General features: G+C 72.1%; 17 protein-coding genes and 2 pseudogenes. 15 read left to right on the forward strand and 4 right to left on the reverse strand.

Annotation, left to right across the window (positions count from 1 at the left end; all coding sequences use genetic code 11):
• Positions 1-161 precede the first annotated feature (161 nt).
• The 5 genes and pseudogenes from QQK35_RS10510 (at position 162) to ypfJ (ending at position 5,996) form a co-directional block, all read left to right on the forward strand.
• Positions 162-2,081, forward strand: a pseudogene (locus tag QQK35_RS10510) (DEAD/DEAH box helicase).
• Between the two features lie 319 nt (positions 2,082-2,400).
• Entirely contained in the window at positions 2,401-4,248 is a 1,848-nt protein-coding gene (gene recQ, locus QQK35_RS10515) for a DNA helicase RecQ (protein ID WP_284254113.1), read from the forward strand.
• Between the two features lie 80 nt (positions 4,249-4,328).
• Positions 4,329-4,694: a MerR family transcriptional regulator gene (locus QQK35_RS10520; protein ID WP_284254114.1), complete on the forward strand. Its 366-nt coding sequence runs from the start codon at positions 4,329-4,331 to the stop codon at positions 4,692-4,694.
• Positions 4,691-5,023 carry a thioredoxin family protein gene (locus QQK35_RS10525; protein WP_284254115.1) on the forward strand — a complete coding sequence of 111 codons (333 nt, stop codon included), beginning with the start codon at positions 4,691-4,693 and terminating at the stop codon, positions 5,021-5,023. Before QQK35_RS10520 ends, QQK35_RS10525 begins: the two co-directional genes overlap by 4 nt.
• An 85-nt stretch (positions 5,024-5,108) precedes the next feature.
• Positions 5,109-5,996 (forward strand): KPN_02809 family neutral zinc metallopeptidase, encoded by an 888-nt coding sequence (gene ypfJ / locus QQK35_RS10530; protein WP_284254116.1) that lies wholly within the window; start codon positions 5,109-5,111, stop codon positions 5,994-5,996.
• 3 nt (positions 5,997-5,999) lie between these two features.
• On the opposite strand, the gene QQK35_RS10535 is transcribed toward ypfJ, so the two are convergent.
• Complete coding sequence (locus tag QQK35_RS10535) at positions 6,000-6,698, reverse strand: alpha/beta fold hydrolase (RefSeq protein WP_284254117.1); 699 nt, start codon at positions 6,696-6,698, stop codon at positions 6,000-6,002.
• A 151-nt stretch (positions 6,699-6,849) separates the two neighbouring features.
• Between QQK35_RS10535 and QQK35_RS10540 the strand changes: the two genes are divergently transcribed.
• Positions 6,850-8,901, forward strand: coding sequence for an acyl-CoA dehydrogenase family protein (locus QQK35_RS10540; RefSeq protein ID WP_284254118.1), 2,052 nt, complete (start codon positions 6,850-6,852; stop codon positions 8,899-8,901).
• A gap of 217 nt (positions 8,902-9,118) precedes the next feature.
• Here the strand turns inward: QQK35_RS10540 and QQK35_RS10545 are convergent, their stop codons facing one another.
• Positions 9,119-12,517, reverse strand: a complete 3,399-nt coding sequence (locus tag QQK35_RS10545) for an esterase-like activity of phytase family protein (RefSeq protein ID WP_284254119.1) — start codon at positions 12,515-12,517, stop codon at positions 9,119-9,121.
• A gap of 105 nt (positions 12,518-12,622) precedes the next feature.
• Between QQK35_RS10545 and QQK35_RS10550 the strand changes: the two genes are divergently transcribed.
• From QQK35_RS10550 to QQK35_RS10575, 6 genes and pseudogenes are all read left to right on the forward strand, one after another.
• Positions 12,623-13,543, forward strand: a complete 921-nt coding sequence (locus QQK35_RS10550; RefSeq protein ID WP_284254121.1) for a hypothetical protein — start codon at positions 12,623-12,625, stop codon at positions 13,541-13,543.
• A 44-nt stretch (positions 13,544-13,587) separates the two neighbouring features.
• Complete coding sequence (locus QQK35_RS10555; RefSeq protein WP_284255674.1) at positions 13,588-14,178, forward strand: CDP-alcohol phosphatidyltransferase family protein; 591 nt, start codon at positions 13,588-13,590, stop codon at positions 14,176-14,178.
• A 281-nt stretch (positions 14,179-14,459) separates the two neighbouring features.
• On the forward strand, positions 14,460-14,696 hold the full coding sequence (locus QQK35_RS10560; protein ID WP_284254122.1) for a hypothetical protein: 237 nt from the start codon (positions 14,460-14,462) through the stop codon (positions 14,694-14,696).
• 33 nt (positions 14,697-14,729) lie between these two features.
• Positions 14,730-15,877 (forward strand): annotated as a pseudogene (locus tag QQK35_RS10565) (AAA family ATPase).
• A 205-nt stretch (positions 15,878-16,082) separates the two neighbouring features.
• Positions 16,083-16,622: a hypothetical protein gene (locus QQK35_RS10570; protein ID WP_284254123.1), complete on the forward strand. Its 540-nt coding sequence runs from the start codon at positions 16,083-16,085 to the stop codon at positions 16,620-16,622.
• A complete protein-coding gene (locus tag QQK35_RS10575) occupies positions 16,619-16,924 on the forward strand; it encodes a Dabb family protein (RefSeq protein ID WP_284254124.1) in 306 nt (101 codons plus the stop codon). The genes QQK35_RS10570 and QQK35_RS10575 overlap by 4 nt, the downstream gene beginning before the upstream one ends.
• A gap of 4 nt (positions 16,925-16,928) precedes the next feature.
• On the opposite strand, the gene QQK35_RS10580 is transcribed toward QQK35_RS10575, so the two are convergent.
• On the reverse strand, positions 16,929-17,510 hold the full coding sequence (locus tag QQK35_RS10580; protein WP_284254126.1) for a carboxymuconolactone decarboxylase family protein: 582 nt from the start codon (positions 17,508-17,510) through the stop codon (positions 16,929-16,931).
• Positions 17,497-17,832, reverse strand: coding sequence for a hypothetical protein (locus QQK35_RS10585; protein WP_284254127.1), 336 nt, complete (start codon positions 17,830-17,832; stop codon positions 17,497-17,499). Before QQK35_RS10585 ends, QQK35_RS10580 begins: the two co-directional genes overlap by 14 nt.
• 104 nt (positions 17,833-17,936) lie before the next feature.
• Between QQK35_RS10585 and QQK35_RS10590 the strand changes: the two genes are divergently transcribed.
• Genes QQK35_RS10590 through QQK35_RS10600 form a run of 3 tightly spaced genes read left to right on the forward strand, consistent with a single transcriptional unit; the run spans position 17,937 to position 19,761 of the window.
• Positions 17,937-19,139 carry an FAD-binding domain gene (locus QQK35_RS10590; RefSeq protein ID WP_284254130.1) on the forward strand — a complete coding sequence of 401 codons (1,203 nt, stop codon included), beginning with the start codon at positions 17,937-17,939 and terminating at the stop codon, positions 19,137-19,139.
• Between the two features lie 8 nt (positions 19,140-19,147).
• Positions 19,148-19,633, forward strand: a complete 486-nt coding sequence (locus QQK35_RS10595; protein WP_284254131.1) for a TetR/AcrR family transcriptional regulator — start codon at positions 19,148-19,150, stop codon at positions 19,631-19,633.
• Positions 19,606-19,761 (forward strand): hypothetical protein, encoded by a 156-nt coding sequence (locus QQK35_RS10600; RefSeq protein WP_284254132.1) that lies wholly within the window; start codon positions 19,606-19,608, stop codon positions 19,759-19,761. Before QQK35_RS10595 ends, QQK35_RS10600 begins: the two co-directional genes overlap by 28 nt.
• The last annotated feature ends 45 nt before the right edge of the window (positions 19,762-19,806 follow it).

Genomic DNA, 19,806 nt, shown 5'->3' on the forward strand with positions numbered 1-19,806 from the left:
ATCGTGATGCCTGAATCCAGCTCATCCGATCGTGTATCGTGGGTCAGTCGGCTCTCGACCATGCGGCTGCGTCCGCGTCACGTTCTTCTTGTAGGTCGTGCGGGCCGTCCATCCACGGCCCGACCATCGTTCGCTCGGGTTCCTTGCAGTGCGAATCCGAAATGACATCGACCATGCCCAAGAACACCCGTGCCTCGAGTGGCGCGTCCTCCTCCAAGAAGCCGCGCTGGAGCTCCGAGAAGCGCTCCGCCCGAGGACTTCCCACCGAGCGTCCGCGCGGCGGTGCCGCCCCCGCCGAGCGCCGGCCCGGTCGCCCGCAACGCGCCGAGGACGGCCGCCCCATGTGGGAGCCCCGCGGCAAGGACGCGAAGTTCCGCCCGGAGCGCGCTCCCGAGGAGCGGCGCCGCTCCGCCCGTCCGCCGTTCGACCGGGATGCCCGGCCGGCCCGCGACGACCGTCCCGCCCGCAGCGACCGTCCGGTGCGTTCGTACGATGACCGTCCCGCCCGTACTGAGCGCCCGGCGCGCTCGTACGACGATCGTCCGGCCCGCAGTGAGCGTCCGGCGCGTTCCTATGACGACCGTCCCGCCCGTACTGAGCGCCCCGCGCGCTCGTACGACGATCGCCCCGCCCGCAGCGAGCGCCCGGCCCGTTCGTATGACGACCGTCCGGCCCGCAGCGACCGCCCGGCCCGCTCCTATGACGACCGTCCGGCCCGCCGCGGCTCCGATGAGCGCCCCGCGCGCGGAGAGCGTCGCTCGTACGACGACCGCGCGCCGCGTCGCTCGTACGACGACCGTCCGGCACCGCGCCGCGACCATGAGGACCGTGCCGCCTCCCCAACCCATTCCCCGAGGACGTCGTCCTCGAGCGACTGACCGCGCAGGCCGTCGAGGCCACCGCGGTCGAGGGCCTCGGTTTCGAAGACCTGGGCCTCGGCCAGAACATCGTCCGCGCCGTCAACGAGCTCGGCGCGACCGAGCCGTTCCCGATCCAGGCTGCGACGATCCCCGACGTGCTCGCCGGTCGCGACGTGCTCGGCCGCGGTCGCACCGGCTCCGGCAAGACCATCGCGTTCGGCGCCCCGCTCGTCGAGCGCCTCCTTCAGCTGAACGCGGACCGCCCCGGCGCCCGCCGCGAGTTCGGTCGCGCACCCCGCGCGCTGATCCTCGCGCCGACCCGCGAGCTCGCGCTGCAGATCGACCGCACCGTGCAGCCGATCGCGCGCAGCGTCGGCCTCTTCACCACGCAGATCTACGGCGGAGTGCCGTACGCGCGCCAGCTCGGCGCGCTGCAACGCGGCGTCGACATCGTGATCGGCACGCCCGGCCGCGTCGGCGACCTCGCCGCGCAGGGCAAGCTCGACCTCTCCAAGACCGTCATCACCGTGCTCGACGAAGCCGACCACATGTGCGAGCTGGGCTTCGCCGAGCCGGTGCAGGAGATCCTCGACCTCACCGCGCCGGGGGCCAGAAGCTGCTGTTCTCGGCGACGCTCGACAAGGGGTGGCCGACATCGTCGACCGCTACCTCGTCGACCCGGCCGTCTTCGAGGTGGCCGGCGAGGACCAGGCCAGCTCGACCATCGACCACCAGGTGCTGCTGCTCGAGCAGCGCGACAAGCAGCAGGTGCTCATCGAGCTCGCCTCCGGCCCGGGCCGCAAGCTCGTGTTCGCGCGCACCCGCGCGTTCGCGGAGCAGCTCGCCGACGTGCTCGACGACGCCGGCATCCGCGCCGAGAGCATCCACGGCGACCTGAACCAGTCCCGTCGCACGCGCGCGCTCGAGAAGCTCACGAGCGGCCGCGTGGATGTGCTGGTCGCCACCGATGTGGCGGCCCGCGGCATCCACGTCGACGACATCGCGCTCGTGATCCAGGCCGACGCGCCCGACGAGTACAAGGCCTACCTGCACCGCGCGGGGCGTACCGGTCGCGCCGGCAAGGAGGGCACCGTCGTGACCCTCGTGCCGCGCAACCGCCGCCGCCGCACCGAGGAGCTGCTCGCCCGCGCCGAGATCGACGCCGAGTGGACCTCCGTCGTGCCGGGTGACGACGTCATCGCGGAGCTCGCCGGGCGCTGACGTGCGTCCGGGGGCCCGAGCGACGCTCGCGCGCCCAAGTCGGGCAGCCGGCCACGCTCCCGCGCGCCTCGTCGACAAGGACCCGTTTCTGCCCGACGTGGGACGGCGCCGGTGCGCCGAAAGCAGAAGACCCGGCCCCTTCGGGTGGGGCCGGGTCGGAGGCTGTGGACCGCGGAGCGCAAGAACGCGGCGTACGGGAAGCGAGCCGAGACGACCGTAACCCGTCGCCATCCCTCCACGGCATCACGTCTTGGGGTGCCACCCGCATGAGGGTCGACCCGCGGGCGAACCGTCGCCGGCGGACCGTAGCCTGGAGGCCATGACCCCCGCTCCCGCCACCGCCGGCCCCGCCGCGCTCGAGACCCTGCACCGGGTCTGGGGCTACGACGCGTTCCGCGGCGAGCAGGCGGCCATCGTCGAGCGCGTCATCGGCGGAGGCGACGCGCTCGTGCTCATGCCGACCGGTGGCGGCAAGTCGCTGTGCTACCAGATCCCGGCGATCGTGCGTGCGGGCACCGGTGTCGTCGTCTCGCCTCTCATCGCCCTCATGCACGACCAGGTGTCGGCACTGGAGGCCGTCGGCGTGCGGGCCGCCTTCCTGAACTCGACGCAGGATGCCGACCAGCGCCGTCGGGTCGAGCAGGCGCTCCTCGACGGCGACCTCGACCTGCTCTACCTCGCCCCGGAGCGCCTGTCGCTCGAGTCGACGCGCACCCTCCTCGACCGGGTGATCGCGGGGCCGGGCATCGCGCTGTTCGCGATCGACGAGGCGCATTGCGTGTCGCAATGGGGGCACGACTTCCGTCCGGACTACCTGCAGCTGTCGATGCTGCACGAGCGGTGGCCGCAGATCCCGCGCGTCGCCCTCACCGCGACCGCCACCGCGCAGACGCGGCAGGAGATCGTCTCGCGCCTCGAGCTGCAGGGCGCCGAGCAGTTCGTCGCGAGCTTCGACCGGCCCAACATCCAGTACCGGATCGAGAGCAAGAACCAGCCGCTGGGCCAGCTGCTGCAGCTCATCCGCACCGAGCATCCGGGTGACGCCGGCATCGTCTACTGCCTCTCGCGCGCGAGCGTGGAGAAGACGGCCGACGCCCTCGTCGCGGCGGGCATCGAGGCGCTGCCCTACCATGCGGGCCTCGACGCCGCGACGCGCTCGCGCAACCAGTCCCGCTTCCTCCGCGAGGACGGGATCGTCATGGTCGCGACGATCGCGTTCGGCATGGGCATCGACAAGCCCGATGTGCGCTTCGTCGCCCACCTCGACCTGCCGAAGAGCGTCGAGGGCTACTACCAGGAGACCGGCCGCGCGGGCCGCGATGGCCTGCCGTCGACCGCGTGGCTGGCCTACGGCCTGCAGGATGTCGTGCAGCAGCGCCGGATGATCGACGAGGGCGACGGCGACCAGGCCCACAAGCGCCGGCAGTCGCAGCACCTCGACGCGATGCTCGCGCTGTGCGAGACGGTGCAGTGCCGCCGCCAGCAGCTGCTCGGCTACTTCGGGCAGCAGAGCGAGCCATGCGGCAACTGCGACACCTGCCTCGCGCCGCCCGAGTCGTGGGATGGCACGGTCGCCGCCCAGAAGCTGCTCTCCACGGTCGTGCGGCTGTGGCGCGAGCGGCACCAGCGTTTCGGCGCCGGACATCTCATCGACATCCTTCTCGGCAAGGAGACCGACCGCGTGCGCCAGCACGGCCACGACGAGCTGACGACGTACGGGATCGGCACGGAGCTGAGCGACCAGGAGTGGCGCGGCGTCGTGCGGCAACTGCTCGCGCAGGGTCTGCTCGCCGTCGGCTCGGACGGCTACGGCACCCTCGTGATCACGGAGGCCTCCTCGGCGGTCTTGTCGGGCGACCGCACGGTGATGCTGCGACGCGAGGCGCCCCGACCGACCCGCGCGTCGAAGCAGAAGGCAGGCGCCGAGTTGCCGGCCGAGGCGCGTCCGCTGTTCGAGCGGCTGCGCGAGTGGCGCGCCGGCGTGGCACGCGAGGCCGGCGTGCCCGCGTACATCGTCTTCGGCGACGCCACCCTGCGCGGTATCGCGCTCACCCGCCCGTCGAGCCGCGACGAGCTCGCGACGATCAGCGGCGTCGGCGAGAAGAAGCTCGAGTCGTATGGTGCGGGCGTGCTCGAGGTGGTCGGCGCGGAGGAGCCGGCGGCGTAGCGGGCCGTCGGGGAGCCGGGCGCGCGACGCGGAACTGGGTGCTTGACCTTGACCCCGGGGGCAGGGTTTAGCGTCGCGGCATGAGGATCGGCGAGCTGGCCCGTCAGACGGGCGCGACCCCGAAGGCCCTGCGCTACTACGAGCAGGTCGGTCTGCTCGGGGCGCAGCGCTTGGCCAACGGGTACCGCGATTACGACGAACGCGACGTGCGCCTCGTCAAGGAGGTGCGGGCCCTCGGCGCCGTCGGCATCCGGGCGGAGCAGGCGAAGCCCTTCGTCGAGTGCCTGATCTCGGGCCATGAGCAGGGCGACGACTGCGCTGCGCCGCTCGCCGTCTACCGGACGGTCGTCGACGACCTCGAGACGAGGATCACGGAGCTCGGCCGCCGCCGCGACACGATCTCCGAGTTGCTGCGTGAGGCCGAGGCGCGGGACGCGATCGCGTGACCGCGCATGCGTCCGCCCTGCCCGAGGTGACCGACGCGACCTTCGACGAGCTCGTGCTGCAGGCCGACGGGCCGGTGCTCGTCGACTTCTGGGCGGCGTGGTGCCCGCCGTGCCGCGCTCTCAGCCCGCTGCTGGAGCAGCTGGCCGCCGAGCATCCGCGCCTGACCATGTACGCGCTCGACGCCGACGAGAACCCGGAGTCGGTCGAGCGCTACCGCGCGCTCGCCCTCCCGGTCATCAAGGTCTTCGAGCGTGGCGGCGACGTCAAGACGATCATCGGTGCCAAGCCCCGTCACGTGCTCGAGGGTCTGCTCGAGCCGTTCCTCTGAGCCGGCGACGGGCCCCCGCGCGGCGGAGCTGGCGATCATCCGAGCAGGCGGCCGGGGCGGGCGAGCCGCGGAGTAGCGTCCCGCCATGACGTTCAACGACGACGCCGACATCCGGGGCGGACGGGTCAGCCGACGGGGCCGCAACGTCGCGATCGGCGCCGGACTCGGCGGCGGCGGCATCGTGGTCGTCGCGGTGGTGCTCATCGCGCAGCTGTTCGGTGTCGACCTGTCGGGCGTCGTGCCGACGACCGGCTCGGTGCCCGACTCGAGCGCGACCGCGCTCAATCAGTGCGCGACCGGCGCCCAAGCCAATGACGACATGGATTGCCGGATGCAGGCCGCGGCGACCTCGCTCGACGCCTACTGGGCCGACACCCTCGGCTCGACGTACACCCAGCCGCAGCTGGCCCTGTTCGACGGTGCGACCTCGACCGGTTGCGGCGCGGCGACCGCGGACGTCGGGCCCTTCTACTGCCCGAACGACGAGACCGTCTACATCGATACCGCGTTCTACGACGAACTCCGGAGCCGGTTCGGCGCGTCGGGCGGCCCGCTCGCGCAGCTGTACGTGGTCGCGCACGAGTGGGGCCACCACATCCAGAACATCACCGGGATCACCGACGGACTCGATCTGCGCGCATCCGGCCCCACGTCCGACAGCGTCCGTCTCGAGCTGCAGGCCGACTGTCTCGCCGGGTCGTGGGTGGCGGGGGCGTCGCACACCACCGACGAGCACGGCACGCCGTTCCTCAAACCGCCGACCACCGCCCAGGTGAGCGACGCGCTGAATGCCGCGGCCGCCGTCGGTGACGACCGCATCCAATCCACTCTCGGCAGCGGTCAGGTCGACCCCGAGAGCTTCACGCACGGCACGAGCGCCCAGCGCGACCGGTGGTTCTCCGAGGGTTACGACGAGCAGACCGGCGGCCGGGTGCAGTGCGACACCTTCGGGGTCTCCGGCCGCGAGCTCTGAGGCTCAGCCGAGTACGTCGAGCAGCTCGGCGGTCAGCTCCGCGGGCTTCGTGAGCTGCGGCCAGTGGCCGGTCCGCAGGTCGCGGATCTGCGCATCGCTCAGCGCGTTCAGCTCCGCCATGAACGGGTGACCGCCGGCCATGGCGGCCCGGATGTCGTCGCCCGGGAATCCGGTCGCGATTAGCGTGGCCGGGATCCGGTGCCGCACCTCGGCGTCGCCGCCGTAGTGGATCGCGTCGCTCGCGACCCGTGCCGGCTCGGGCAGGGCGCGCTCCCGGAACTCCGCGCGCAGCTCGTCGGTCAGGTCGAGCAGGTCGCCCTCGCCGAAGTCGCTCCAGTCGGGCACGGGGATGACGCCGTCGACGACCTTCCACTCGTCGCTGATGCTGCCGCCCTCGGGCAGCGGGAAGGCGTCGATGAACACCACCCGGCTCACGCGGTCGGGACGCGCGTCCGCCGCGCCCCACGCGATCGGACCCCCGCCGGAGTGGCCCACGAGCACGACGGGCGAGCCGGCCGCGTCGATGGCCGCCACGACCGCGTCGATCTGGTCCGCCATCCCGATCGCCGTCGGGTCGTCGCCGGCGGCGAGGCCGGGGAGGGTCAGGGAGCGCACTGAGTGGCCGGCATCGCGGAGCGCGGGCTCGATGTCGCGCCAGAGCGACGCATCCCACCAGAAGCCGGGGATCAGGATCACATTCATGCGGCCACGCTAAGCGGGGCGTCCGTCATTTGTAGGGTTCCGCCATCCCGCCCGGACCGGGCGCCGAGGCCGGTTCGTGGGGTCGGACCACGAATTCGACCCCCTGCGGCGGCCGACCTACCGTCGGAGAAGGATCATCGGGAGGCATGTCATGACGGACGTGGTCGATCGCGTGGAGACCGGGGGCGGCGCAGGCGAGGTGGATGTCGAGGAGCTCGGCGAGCTGCTCATGGGGCGCTGGGCCGCGGCCCGCCGCCACTCGCGCGACCTGGTGAAGCGGCCGGAGTTCCAGCGCGAGCCCGGGCTGCCGATGCCGGAGCACCGCAAGCGCGTCTTCCATCAGCTCGAGCTGCTCGTCGAGCACGGCGCCGTGCACCGTGCCTTCCCGAAGCGCCTCGGCGGCGAGGAGGACCACGGCGGCAACATCGCCTCGTTCGAGGAGTTCCTCATCGGCGACCCGTCGCTGCAGATCAAGGCGGGCGTGCAGTGGGGCCTGTTCGGCGCCGCGATCATGCACCTCGGCACCGAGCGCCACCACGACGCGTTCCTGCCGGGTGCGATGAGCCTCGCGACCCCCGGCGCGTTCGCGATGACCGAGACCGGGCACGGCTCCGACGTCGCCTCCATCGCCACGACGGCGACCTTCGATCCCGCGACCGACGAGTTCGTGATCGACACCCCGTTCCGCGCGGCGTGGAAGGACTACATCGGCAACGCCGCGATCGACGCGAAGGGCGCGGTCGTCTTCGCCCAGCTCATCGTGCGGGGCGTCAACCACGGCGTCCACGCGCTGTACGTGCCGCTGCGCGACGGCGCCGAGTTCCTGCCGGGCATCGGCGGTGAGGACGACGGCCTCAAGGGCGGCCTCAACGGCATCGACAACGGGCGTCTGCACTTCTCCGGCGTGCGGGTGCCGCGCACCAACCTGCTCAACCGCTACGGGGATGTCGACGAGAACGGCGCCTACAGCTCGCCGATCGCCAGCCCCGGCCGTCGCTTCTTCACCATGATCGGCACCCTCGTGCAGGGCCGCGTCTCGCTCGACGGCTCGGCGACGGTGGCGAGCAAGCTGGCGCTGGCCATCGCGATCCGCTACGCGAACGAGCGCCGCCAGTTCGCCGACTCGGCCGACGGCGAGGAGATCACGCTCCTCGACTACCAGCGCCACCAGCGCCGCCTGCTCCCGCGGCTCGCAACCGTCTACGCGATGTCGTTCGCGCACGAGGAGCTGCTGGCCAAGTTCCACGACGTCTTCTCGGGCGCCCACGACACCGACGCCGACCGGCAGGAGCTCGAGACCCTCGCGGCCTCGCTCAAGCCGTTCTCGACGTGGGCGGCCCTCGACATCCTGCAGGAGACCCGCGAGGCGATGGGCGGTCAGGGCTTCATGGCCGAGAACCGCGTCGCTCTGCTGCGAGCCGATCTCGACGTGTACGTGACGTTCGAGGGCGACAACAACGTGCTCCTGCAGCTCGTCGCGAAGCGGTTGCTGAGCGACTACGCGCGCCGCTTCTCCAAGCCGGATGCCGCCGCCATCGCCGGACTCGTCGCCGCCCAGGTGGGTGAGGTGGCGATCAACCGCTCCGGTCTCCGCGCGCTCGGTCAGCGCATCGGCGACCTGGGATCGACGGCCCGCTCGATCGGACGGCTGCAGTCGGCGGCCGCGCAGCGCGCGCTGCTGACCGACCGGGTCGAGACGATGGTCGGCGACATCGCGGGTCGCATGCGCGGCGTCGCGAAGCTCTCTCCCACCGAGGCCGCCGCCCTGTTCAACGCGAACCAGAACGAGCTCATCGAGGCGGCGTACGCGCACGCGGAGCTGCTCGAGTGGGAGGCGTTCACCGCCGGGCTCGCGCGCGTCACGCATCCGGGCACCCGGAAGGTGCTCACCTGGCTGCGCGACCTGTTCGGCCTGGGGCTCATCGAGAAGCACGCGGCGTGGCACCTCATCAACGGCCGGATCTCCGGCCAGCGCGCCCAGGCGATCACGGACTACATCGACGACCGGCTGCTGCCGCGGCTGCGACCGCACGCGCAGGCGCTCGTCGACGCGTTCGAGTTCGAGCAGGCCCACCTCGGCGCCTCGGTCGCGAGCGGCGTCGAGCGCGAGCGCCAGGACGAGGCCCGCGCCTGGTTCGCGGCCCAGGAGGCGGCGGGCACGGCGCCCACGATGGAGAAGAAGGCCGCCGCGCCGAAGCGCTGAACCCCTGGCATGCGGGGACGAGCGGGATGTCGGCGCTCGACCACTGCGCGCATCCGGATGCCGCCTCCTTCCTCGAGCGGATCTGCACCGACATCGCGGAGGCGCTCGCCCCGCGTCGAGGAATACGCCGCGATCGGTAGCTGACGCCGCTGACGGGGATGACCGGCAGGTAGCGGCGCATTCCTCGACGTCGGGCCCCGGCGCCGCACCCCGCGGGTCAGGGCAGCTTCGCCACGAGGTTCAGCACCCGCGTGCGCTGGGTCGCGCTGAAGTTGTCGTCGCTGATGAGGCTGATGGCCGCGCCGTGGAATCCGTGGATGCCGAGGCTGCCGGTGACCGCCATGCCCTCGAAGTTGTCGAGGAGCGGGTTCGCCTGCGGCTCGAGCGCGGTCGCACCGAGCGTCGGGCACGTGACGAGATCCGCGACGAGCTTCTTCGCCACGGCGTCGCCGGTCGCGGCGGAGAGATCGGCGACGCCGGAGACGTCGGTCGCCTTCGACGCCTTCGTCACCGCGTACAGGGAGACCGCGTTGCCGGTGGCCGGGTCGTACGACGCCTCCTCGACGAGCAGGGAGTCCCGGCCGTAGGCGGCGACCTCCGGGATCCGCTGACCGGCCTCCGCGCGATAGGCGATCTGCTTCGAGAGCGACCACGTGCCGTGCCGACCCGCCGTGTAGACGAGGAAGCGGTGCATCGTCGCGTCGCCCGAGGCGGAGACGTCGCCCGAGAGCGCGCCCTCCATCGCCGCGACGATGGTCTTCCCGTCCGGCGAGATCGTCAGGCCCTCGAGGGTCGCATTGGCGGTGGCCTGCCCATCGGATGTCGTGCCGGTCACCGCGAATCGCGCGGGCACGGGCAGCGACGCCTTCTGCACCCCGTCGCGCCCGAAGATCCGAATCGACGGTTCGGTCTCCGAGCTCACGAGGAAGTCGCCGTCCGGCAGCACGGCGAGGCCCTCGTCGTCGGCCGTCTCGCCGGTGTACGGGGTGCCATCCGGAGCCTTCAGCACGAGCGGAGCGTGCGTCGCGGTCGGGTGCGTCGGGCTGCCGATGAACCAGATCCGTGCGGGGTCGGCCGCGTGGTTGTCGACCGCCGAGACGTAGGAGCGGGTGCGCGCGTCGTAGGCGAGCGAGGAGAGCCCGCCCACCGTGGCGCCGTCGACCTGCTGCTTGTTCAGCGCGTCGGTGTAGGAGACGGCCAGCGCATCCGGCGAGCAGATCGGCAGGGTCGGCCGCTTCGCCATCCGGAGCCGCACGAGCTGCGGGTCGTGGTCGCTCACCTGGTCGGCGAACTCCGCGTTCAGGTGCACCACCTCGTACTGCACCGAGCCGTCGCGCACCGAGCCGGCGCCCCGCGTGACGAGGATGTGGTCGAGCGCCTCGGAGATGCCGTCGTAGACGTAGGTGTACTGCTGGTTCTGCGGCAGCGTCGTGATGAGGTCGGTCAGCACCCGGTGCGGGCCGGTGCCCGTGAGCGTCTGCAACGCCGGACTGAACTGATAGTCGTTGAGGTCGCCGGCGACCACGACCTTGGCGTTGTGATCGCGCTTCAGGATCGAGGCGACGAAATCGTGCACCTCGGTCGCCTGCGCCTTGCGCTGCACGGCGGAGGACTGCGCCGGGTACTGGAACCGGCCGTCCGCGTTCTGGTCGCCGAGCTTGGAGTCGAAGTGGTTGCCGATCACGAAGACGTGCTGCCCGCGGAAGACGAACTCGCCCACGAGCGGCTTGCGGCTGTCCTGCCAGGCCGGGCTCGTCGGGTCGATGCGCCCCGGCGAGAGGGTGAGGCCGACCGTGCCGCGGGTCTTGGTGACCGCGGTGCCGGTCGTGGAGCGGTCGACGGATGCCGATCCGGCGTCGACGAACGAGACCCGCGACGGGTCGAACAGGAACGCCACCCGGATGTTGCCGCCCGGCTGCCCGCCGTCCTGGTCGTTCACCGGGTCGATCTCGCGCCACTGATAGAACGGCCCGCCCGCGGCGGCGATCGCGGCCGTGAGCTTCTGGAGGGTCTGATCGGCGGCCACGGTGCCCGAGTCGGCGGCGCCGTCGTTGTCCTGCACCTCCTCGAGTGCCACGACATCCGGCGAGGCGAGGTTGGTGACGATGCCCGCCGCGAGCCGCGCGTACTTGGCGGCCGGGTCGCCGGGGGCGAGGTTCTCGACGTTGTAGGTGGCGACCGCGAGCTGATCGGCGGCCTGCTTCGACGCGACCGTGGGCATGAGGCCGTGCCGGGCGACGGTGCCGAGCTTCGTCGCGGCGATGAGGTAGCCGCCGAAGCTCGACCAGTCGATCGGGCCGACGGTGGCGCCGGTGAGCACGTCGCCGACGTTCGCCGCCGGATCGGAGCCGTCGATCGGCACGACCTCGAGGCGTCCCGACGGGGTCTGGTTCTCGCCCGTGAGGAAGGTGCCGCCGCGCGGCGTCACCGTCTGGTCGGGCTTGGTCGTCACGTACGTCTCGCCGTACGGGTTCGACGGGCCGACGACCCGCGCGTCGTCGACCTCGGCGCGCATGCCCTCGATCGACTCGTCGTAGTCGAGGGCGGAGCGCGCGGGCTGGATGCCGGTGGTCTCGATGTTCGCGCCGCCGAGGTCCGGCGCGTACCGGTCGGGCACGGTCGTCGGCGTCAGCAGCACGGGGGCGGGCAGGGCGTTGCCGTGCGAGAGCACGTACACGCTCGAGCTGCCGATCTCGGTGGTCGAGAGGTTGGAGGTGGTGGCGAGGGTGTCGCCGTCGGCGAGCGGGTAGTAGTCCTTGACCGTGCCGGAGACGAGCACGGAGTCGCCGACGGCGACGGTCGGGGTGCTCGTGAAGACGAACACGCCCTCGCTCGTGGAGGTGTCGGCGTCGGGGGTCGGGTCCTGGATCCAGTAGCCCCGGCTCGATCCGGTGTTGCGCACGGCCGTCACGATGCCGGGAACGTTCTGCACCTTCTGGTCGTCGAGCGGCGACACCCACGAGTCGCCCTGGATGTCGTGGATGCGCACGTCGCCGGGGGTGGGCGGGGTGCCGCCGCCGTCGCCCGGGCCGAGGTCGACGGTCTGCCCCGCGGCGTTGGTGGGGGTCGGGATCCCGGCCCTGAAGTCCGCGGCGTTGTCGTCGGTGTCGGCGCCGGTGCGGGCGTCCGAGGTCGCGGCGTTCAGGCCGGGCGCGGGCGCGGTCTCCGAGACGGTCGCGGTGCCGTAGCCGACGAGGTCGACCGTGGTGGCGTCGTGATGCAGCACCACGGTGCCGTTGCTCGCGCTCAGCGCGAGGGTGCCGGTGGCATCCGGGGACGGGAGCGCGACGGTGCCGCTCGTGCCGCCGGACTCCTGCACGAGGTACGTCGCACCGGCGGCGATCGACCCCGCGAGCGTCGTGCTGCCGCCGGACGAGCCGCTCGCGGAGCGGTACTCGAGGGTCCAGCCGTCGACGTCGACGGCCGCGCCCGAGAGGTTCTTGAGCTCGATGAAGTCGTTGGTCAGCGTGGAGCCGTTGTTGCCTCCGCCGCCGTAGACCTCGTTGATGACGATGTCGGTGCTCGCGGCGTTCGCGGGGGCCGCGACGGCGATCCCGGTGAGGACGAGTCCGCCGGTGGCGGCGGCGACGGCGATGGAGCGGATGAGGTGGGACACGGTTCTACCCCCGGATAGGTGACAGTCCCATGAGACACCCGATGGGTGAACTTGGGAAGAACGAAAGACTTCCGGCCGTCGGCGGTCCACGGCAGGGTGGGGCGCATGAGCCGCGACGACGAGGTCATCGACTGGCTGCTGGAGGGCGATCCCGCCGTCCGCTGGCAGGCCATGCGCGACCTGACCGACGCGAGCCCGGATGCCGTGGCGGCCGAGCGGGCGCGCGTGGCGCACGAGGGCTGGTGCCCCGGATGGCTGGCGCGCCAGCGCCCCGACGGCACCTGGGGCGGCGGCGGGGAGGGCGAGCCGACGTGGAGGTTCAATCTCGACATCCTGGAGATCATCCGGCTGCTCGGGCCCGATCCCGCCGACCCGGAGGTGCGCCGGCGGATCGAGCTCACCCGTGACCTCGTGCACTGGCCCGACGAGTTCGGGTCGCCCCCGTACTTCGAGGGCGAGGTGGAGGCCTGCATCAACGGGGAGGTGCTCTCGCAGGGCGCCTTCTTCGGCGAGCCGACCCGGTCGCTGGCCGAACGGCTGGTGTCGGAGCAGCTGGCCGACGGCGGCTGGAACTGCGAGGCGCCGCAGAGCTCCCGGGGTTCCTTCAACTCGACGATCCGGGTGCTCGAGGGGCTGCTCGCCTACGAGCGCGCGGTCGGGGGCTGGGAGCCGGCGGCGGCAGCCCGCGCCCGCGGCGAGGAGTACCTGCTCGAGCGCGGGATGCTGCGGCGCCGGTCTACCGGGGAGCTCGTCGACGAGGGCTTCCTGCGCTTCGGCTGGCCGGGACGCTGGCTCTACGACGTGCTCCGCGGCCTGGACCACCTGCGGGATGCCGGCCGCGGCACCGACCCGCGCCTGGACGAGGCCCTCGAGATCGTGCGCACGCGCCGCGGCGCCGACGGCCGCTGGATCGCCGAGAACGCCCCGCCGGAGCCGGGCATCGGCGAGGTGGAGCCGTCGGGCGAGCCGAGCCGGATGGTCACCCTCCGCGCCCTGCGGGTGCTGCGCCACTTCGACGCCGCCTGAGCACCGGTCCGCCGCATCGGGGGATGGGGCAGGATACGGGGGTGATGCCCGAGGCGAGCGACCGTGTCCTGACGGTGCCGAACGTCATCTCGCTCGCGCGCCTCGTGCTCTTCGCGCCGCTGTTCGTCATCCTGCTGCTGCCGCTGCACTCGCCGTTCGGCGCCCTCGTGGCCGCGCTCGCGCTCGCCGCCACCGACTGGATCGACGGCTACGTCGCGCGGCGCTTCCACCAGGTGTCGGAGCTGGGCCGCAAGCTCGATGCGATCGCCGACCGTCTCAGCCAGATCGTCATCGCGGTGACGATGGTGATCGGCGGGTACCTGCCGTGGTGGCTGCTGCTGGCGATCATGGTGCCGGACCTCGTGTTCGGCATCGCGGTGTTCGCGCGCAGCCGCGACCGCGCGATCCCGGTGCGGTGGGTGGGCCGGATCCGCACGGCGCTGCTCATGATCGGGATGCCGCTCATCCTCTTCGTCGCGGCCATCGCGCCCGACAATCTGCTGCTGCGCGATCTCGCCCTCGGGATCGTGATCCTCGGGGCCGTGCTCCACGTCGTCGCGGACGCCCTCTACACGTGGACGCTGCTGCGCGGCACCGCGATGCTCGCGCGCGACGCGCACCCCGCGGAGCGCTAGGCGCGCCGCCTCCGTTCTCGCCGCGTCGCCCCCTTCCGAAATGCAGGAGAACGTGCGGGCGGCGTCGGACGAGAGGTCGCCTGCGCCTGGCTCGAGGGCCGTCTGCTCCTGCATTTCGGAAACGGTGCGGCGGCGGAGTGCGCGGGCGATGCGAAGGTCGTCCCAGCCGAAGCGGCCCTCGTCGGGAAGCGGGCGCCTGAGGCGCCCTACTCCCGCGGGAGTACGGCGGAATCCACCCCCAGACCGATGCCTCCGCGCCCGCAACGGGCGAGCATCGAAGCATGAACGAGATGGAGCTGCCGTCGAGCCAGACGGCCGAGGTGGAGTTCACCGGTCGCCGTGGCGCGTACCGGCTCATCAACGTCGGCCGTGAGCGCTGGCTGGTCTACGGCAAGGGCGCGCTGCAGTACGTCGCGATGCTCGTCAAGCGCGGCATGACCTTCGAGCTGCACCCGATGCTGCCGCACGGTCCGGATGTCGCGGGGCACGATCTCACCGAGGTCGCCCTCGCCCTGTGAGAGCGCGTCCGTGGCCGTTCCTACACTGAGGGCGTGCTCACGGCGCTCGCGATCGACGGCTACCGCTCGATCCGGCGGCTGCGGCTGGATCTCGCTCCCGTCACGGTCATCACCGGGCCGAACGGCAGCGGCAAGTCGAGCCTGTACCGCGCACTGCGCCTGCTGGCCGCCGCCGGGCGCGACGGCTCGGTCGCGGCGCTCGCGCGCGAAGGGGCCTCTCGTCGACGCTGTGGGCGGGGCCGGAGACGCTGAGTCGGGATGTGCGCGCCGGTCGCGCCCCCGCTCAGGGCACCGTGCGCACCGGCCCGGTCTCGCTGCGCATGGGATTCGCCGGCGACGAGTTCGGCTACGCGGTGGACCTCGGTCTGCCGATCCCGCAGGAGGGGTCGCTGTTCGGACGAGACCCTGAGATCAAGGCCGAGTCGATCTGGCACGGCTCCGTGCCGCGGCCGGCCACGGCGCTCGCCGAGCGCATCGGGCCGCACGTGCGGCTGCGCGACGACGGTGGGTGGACATCCGCCGATCGCGCGCTCGCGCCGTGGGAGAGCATGCTCGACGAGGTCGACTCGCCCGAGGTGCGGGCTGTGCGCAGGGCGTTGCGCGGCTGGCGGTTCTACGACCACATCCGGGCCGACCCGGAGTCGCCCGTGCGCGCCGCGGAGATCGGCACCCGCACGCCGGTGCTCGCCTCCGACGGCCGCGATCTCGCCGGCGCGCTCCAGACGATCCGGGAGATCGGCATGCGCGAGCGACTGGATGCCGCCGTCGACGAGGCGTTCCCGGGCAGCCGGCTCGACATCCGGGAGCACGACGGCCGCTTCGAGGTGACGCTGGCCCAGCCCGGACTGCTGCGCCCGCTGAGCGCGGCCGAGCTCTCGGACGGCACGCTGCGCTACCTCGTCTGGGTCGCCGCGCTGCTCTCACCACGTCCGGCGGGGCTCATCGTGCTCAACGAGCCGGAGACGAGCCTGCATCCGGAGCTGCTGCCGGCGCTCGCCCGGCTCATCGGCGTGGCGTCGCGGGAGTCGCAGCTCGTCGTCGTCTCGCATGCGGCGGTCATCGTCGACGCGCTGCGGCAGGGCGGTGGGCGCGTCGCGGAGCTTCGGAAGGTCGCCGGCGAGACGCAGGTGGCCGGTCAGGGAACCCTCGACGAGCCGTCCTGGAGCTGGCCGACCCGCTGAGAGGGCGCGAACACCGCCGCGTGAGAGAAGTCTTACCCAACGAGGGGTGGTCCCCCTTTCGGCGGACACGTAGCGTCAGCGGCACGGTGGCCTAACCCGTACCCCCGCTTGACCAGGGCCACCGTCACCCCCATCCCCCTGAGACCCGAATCTCTCCGCATACGATGCGGCGCGCTCGCGGTCGCCCTCATCAAGGAGCATCCCCATGCCCCGCCGTATCGTCGCGGCCGCTGCCACCGTGTTGGCAGCCGTCGCCCTCGTGTTCGCCGCAACGGGACCGGCCGCGGCCGATCCGCCCGCCGATCAGAGCAACGCGCCGTCCTACTGGCAGACCCCCGGCACGAACGAGGTCTGCGCCAAGATCGACGACCCGGGCGGCGCGACCTGGACGCTCGGGCAGCCGCCGGCCGGCTCCCAGTGGACCAAGGTCGTCATCAAGTCCGGCAGCACGGGCGAGAGCGTCGAGGCGGAGAACAACGCCTACTACAGCAACGCGACCTACAAGTACCCCGCGGACGCCGCCGGCACCACCTGGAACCAGGTCGAGAGTCTGCAGGCCACGACCTTCAGCCACCCGTCGGGCAAGAACATCAGTCACGTCATCTACTGCTCGGCGCCCATCCCGACGGTCCACGTCTCGGGCTCCGCATCGGCGACCGACCAGACCTGTCCCGCGCGCATCCTCCGATTGTCGATCCGGGATGCGCGCGACGGCAACCGCGCGGCACGTATCGTCGAGGGATGAGCGGCGTGACGCACGTGGTCCTGGTCGGGTGGCGCGGCGATGCCGCCGAGTCGAGCACGCGGGCCGATGCGCTCGTCGACGAGCACCTGCGCGGCATCCGCGGGGTGACGGCGATCGATCGTGGAACGAGCGTGAGCACCGAGGGCCTCGAGCGCGACCACGACTGGGGCATGGTGGTCCGGTTCGCCACGGTCGCCGATCGTGACGCCTATCTGCCCGATCCGTCGCACGCCGTCGTGGCGGACTTCCTCGGCGAGAACGCCGCCCGCATCGTCGTGTTCGACGTGGCAGCCGGCGCCTGACCGGTCAGCTGTACCCGCGCTTGAGCAGCATGCCTGCCGCCGTGTCGAACTCCTCGACGCTCGGGATCTCGAAGTCGAGCGCGTTGGCGTAGCGGGCGATCACGTTGAAGATCGTGCCGACGGCGGCGGCATCCCGCAGCTCGTCGACCGTGACGCCGGCCGCGAGGGCGCGGCGCGCGTCGTCGGTGTCGAGCTCGGCCGGTGCCGTCGTCATCCGCTCGAGGAAGGCGAGCGCCGCCCGCAGGCGCTCCGGGATCGGGGCGGTGCGGTAGTCGGTCAGGACGGCGTCCGCGATCTCGGGATCCATGCCCTTCACCGCGACCGCGCGGTGGGCGCCGATGCAGAACGGGCAGCTGTTCCAGGTCGCGACCATCGAGGCCATGAGCTCGCGCTCCGAGACGCTCCACGTGCTCGGACCGCGCAGCGCTCGCTGGGTCCACGCGCCGAGTGCGGGACCGGCGAAGGCGCGGTCGTAGAAGGCGACCCGGGCCGCGTCGGGCAGCCGGATGCCGGACACGGCCGAGATGATCCGGATGAGGGCGCGGTGCCGGAGGTCGTCGCCGCGTTCGATCTCAGGCAGGCGCATCGGTCGCCTCGTCGATCGCCGCGGACGCGGCGTCCCAGCGGGAGAGCCCGGCGCCGATGCATGCCGTGAGCACGACCTCGAATGCGGCCTTCTGCGATCCGGCCGCCTCGCGCACCTCGTCGACCTGACGATCGACCACGCGGAAGGAGGCGCCGGCGATCTGCCGCACGAGCTCGTCGTACGGCGCGTCGACCGGAATCGAGCCGCCGCCTCCGCGCGCGAGGATGCCGCGCCGGAGGTCCGGAGCGAGGACCCCCGAGGCGAGCACGCGTTCCCGCAGTGCGGCGGCGAGTTCGGCATGGGAGCGAGCGTCTTCGGTCACGCGGGCACCTTATCCCGAGCGGCCGTCACAAGAAACGGTGGTGGCGCGGCCGTCCTCGTGCCATTCTTAGACCAGCGGTCGAACCACCGGACTAGGGAGCGCGGATGAAGGTCCTCATCGTCGGAGCCGGGATCGCGGGGCCCACCCTCGCCTACTGGCTCGCGCGCGACGGCCATGACGTGACGCTGCTCGAGCGCGCGCCCGAGCCCCGCCGCGGCGGCTACGTCGTCGACTTCTGGGGCACCGGGTACACGGTCGCCGAGCGGATGGGTCTCGTGCCCCGGCTCCTCGCCGAGGGGTACCACTTCCGCACCATGCGCGAGGTCTCCGACCACGGCCGCAAGATCACGCAGCTCGACGCCGAGCGTCTCATCGCGGGGGCGGACGGGCGCTACGTCACCATCGCCCGATCCGATCTGGCCGCCGCGATCCTCGACGCGGTCCGCGACGTGGTGGAAGCCGGCGGGGCCGGCAGCATCGAGATGCTCTTCGGTGACACCGTCGAACGGCTCGATGACGACGGCGACCGGGTCCGCGTCGAACTGACGAGCGGTGGATCCCGCGCCTTCGACCTCGTGATCGGCGCCGACGGCCTGCACTCCCGGGTGCGCGCCCTCGCGTTCGGGCCCGAGGCCGGGTACGAGCGCGACCTCGGCATCGCCGTCGCCGCCTTCGACATCCGGGGCTATCGTCCCCGCGACGAGCTCATCGCGATCACCCGCACGCAGGTCGGCGCTCAGACGCTGCGAATCGCGCTGCGCGACGACGTGACGATGTTCTGCTTCATGTTCCGGCACGAGGGCGCCGTACCGATCGACGACGTGACCGCCCAGCAGGAGCTGCTGCGTCGGCGGCTCGGCCACCTCGGCTGGGAGGTGCCGCGCATCCTGGAGCTCATGCCCACCGCCCGCACCTTCTACCTCGACAAGGCCAGCCAGATCCGGATGCCGTCCTGGTCGCGCGGACGGGTCGCCCTGATCGGCGACGCCGCCGCGAGCCCGTCGCTGCTGGCCGGTCAGGGGTCGGCGCTCGCCATGGTCGAGGCGTACGTGCTCGCCCGCGCCCTCCGGGACGCGCACGGCGACCATGCCGCCGCGTTCGCGGCGTACGAGCAGCGCCTGGCTCCCGTCGTGCGCACCAAGCAGGACGCGGCGATCGGGCTCGGCACCGCGTTCGCGCCCCGCACCCGTGCCCAGCTGATCGTGCGCGATGCGCTCGTCGGGCTCATGGGCATCCCGTTCGTCGCGAACCTCGTGACCGGCCGGAGCCTGCGCGACCCGATCGAGTTGCCGCCGCCGTCCGATTGAATGGCGTCATGGCCCGCCCGCGGTTCCACCGGCTCCCCGCCGAGCAGCAACGGGCGATCATGGCCGCCGCCCTCGAGGAGTTCGCAGCCCACGGGTTCGCCGCCGCATCGTTGAACCGGATCATCGATGCCGCCGGCATCTCCAAGGGCTCGATGTACTACTACTTCGACGGCAAGGACGACCTCTACGCGGACGTCATCCGCATGCAGCTGGAGCAGCTTCTCGAGCACTCCGGGCCGATCTCGGTACCCGATCCGGCGGATGCCGACGCGTTCTGGTCAGAGCTCGAGGGCCTCTACCTGCGCCTCATGCGGCGGTTGGGCGAGACGCCGGAGACCGCCGCGCTGCTGCGGGGCTGGCTCACGGGCTCCGGGGGCCCTCGCTGCGCGAGGCCGAGCAGGAGGCGACCGAGGCGACGACGCCGTGGCTGCTGCAGACGATCGAGGCGGGCCAGCGGGTGGGCGCGGTGCGCACCGACCTCGCCGCCGACCTAATCATCGCTCTCGCGATGGGCATGGGGCAGGCGATGGACTCCTGGCTCATCACCCGGCCGCCGGCCGACCTCGACTCCGCGATCGCCACCCTGATGAGCACGATGCGGCGCGCGCTCAGCCCGCTGTAGCCTGATCCGGTCAGGCGGCCATGCCGCCGGCGCTCGGAAAAGGGG

It is taken from the genome of Pseudolysinimonas kribbensis (assembly GCF_030161895.1).
GTDB lineage: Bacteria > Actinomycetota > Actinomycetes > Actinomycetales > Microbacteriaceae > Pseudolysinimonas > Pseudolysinimonas kribbensis.

What these genes read in the sequence shown, in the direction of transcription:
- QQK35_RS10555 (WP_284255674.1), top strand. Translation starts at nt 13,588, where the DNA reads ATGCCCGAGGCGAGCGACCGTGTCCTGACGGTGCCGAACGTCATCTCG.
- QQK35_RS10520 (WP_284254114.1), top strand. Translation starts at nt 4,329, where the DNA reads ATGAGGATCGGCGAGCTGGCCCGTCAGACGGGCGCGACCCCGAAGGCC.
- QQK35_RS10575 (WP_284254124.1), top strand. Translation starts at nt 16,619, where the DNA reads ATGAGCGGCGTGACGCACGTGGTCCTGGTCGGGTGGCGCGGCGATGCC.
- QQK35_RS10560 (WP_284254122.1), top strand. Translation starts at nt 14,460, where the DNA reads ATGAACGAGATGGAGCTGCCGTCGAGCCAGACGGCCGAGGTGGAGTTC.
- QQK35_RS10535 (WP_284254117.1), bottom strand. Translation starts at nt 6,698, where the DNA reads ATGAATGTGATCCTGATCCCCGGCTTCTGGTGGGATGCGTCGCTCTGG.
- ypfJ (WP_284254116.1), top strand. Translation starts at nt 5,109, where the DNA reads ATGACGTTCAACGACGACGCCGACATCCGGGGCGGACGGGTCAGCCGA.
- recQ (WP_284254113.1), top strand. Translation starts at nt 2,401, where the DNA reads ATGACCCCCGCTCCCGCCACCGCCGGCCCCGCCGCGCTCGAGACCCTG.
- QQK35_RS10540 (WP_284254118.1), top strand. Translation starts at nt 6,850, where the DNA reads ATGACGGACGTGGTCGATCGCGTGGAGACCGGGGGCGGCGCAGGCGAG.
- QQK35_RS10580 (WP_284254126.1), bottom strand. Translation starts at nt 17,510, where the DNA reads ATGCGCCTGCCTGAGATCGAACGCGGCGACGACCTCCGGCACCGCGCC.
- QQK35_RS10570 (WP_284254123.1), top strand. Translation starts at nt 16,083, where the DNA reads ATGCCCCGCCGTATCGTCGCGGCCGCTGCCACCGTGTTGGCAGCCGTC.
- QQK35_RS10590 (WP_284254130.1), top strand. Translation starts at nt 17,937, where the DNA reads ATGAAGGTCCTCATCGTCGGAGCCGGGATCGCGGGGCCCACCCTCGCC.
- QQK35_RS10550 (WP_284254121.1), top strand. Translation starts at nt 12,623, where the DNA reads ATGAGCCGCGACGACGAGGTCATCGACTGGCTGCTGGAGGGCGATCCC.
- QQK35_RS10595 (WP_284254131.1), top strand. Translation starts at nt 19,148, where the DNA reads ATGGCCCGCCCGCGGTTCCACCGGCTCCCCGCCGAGCAGCAACGGGCG.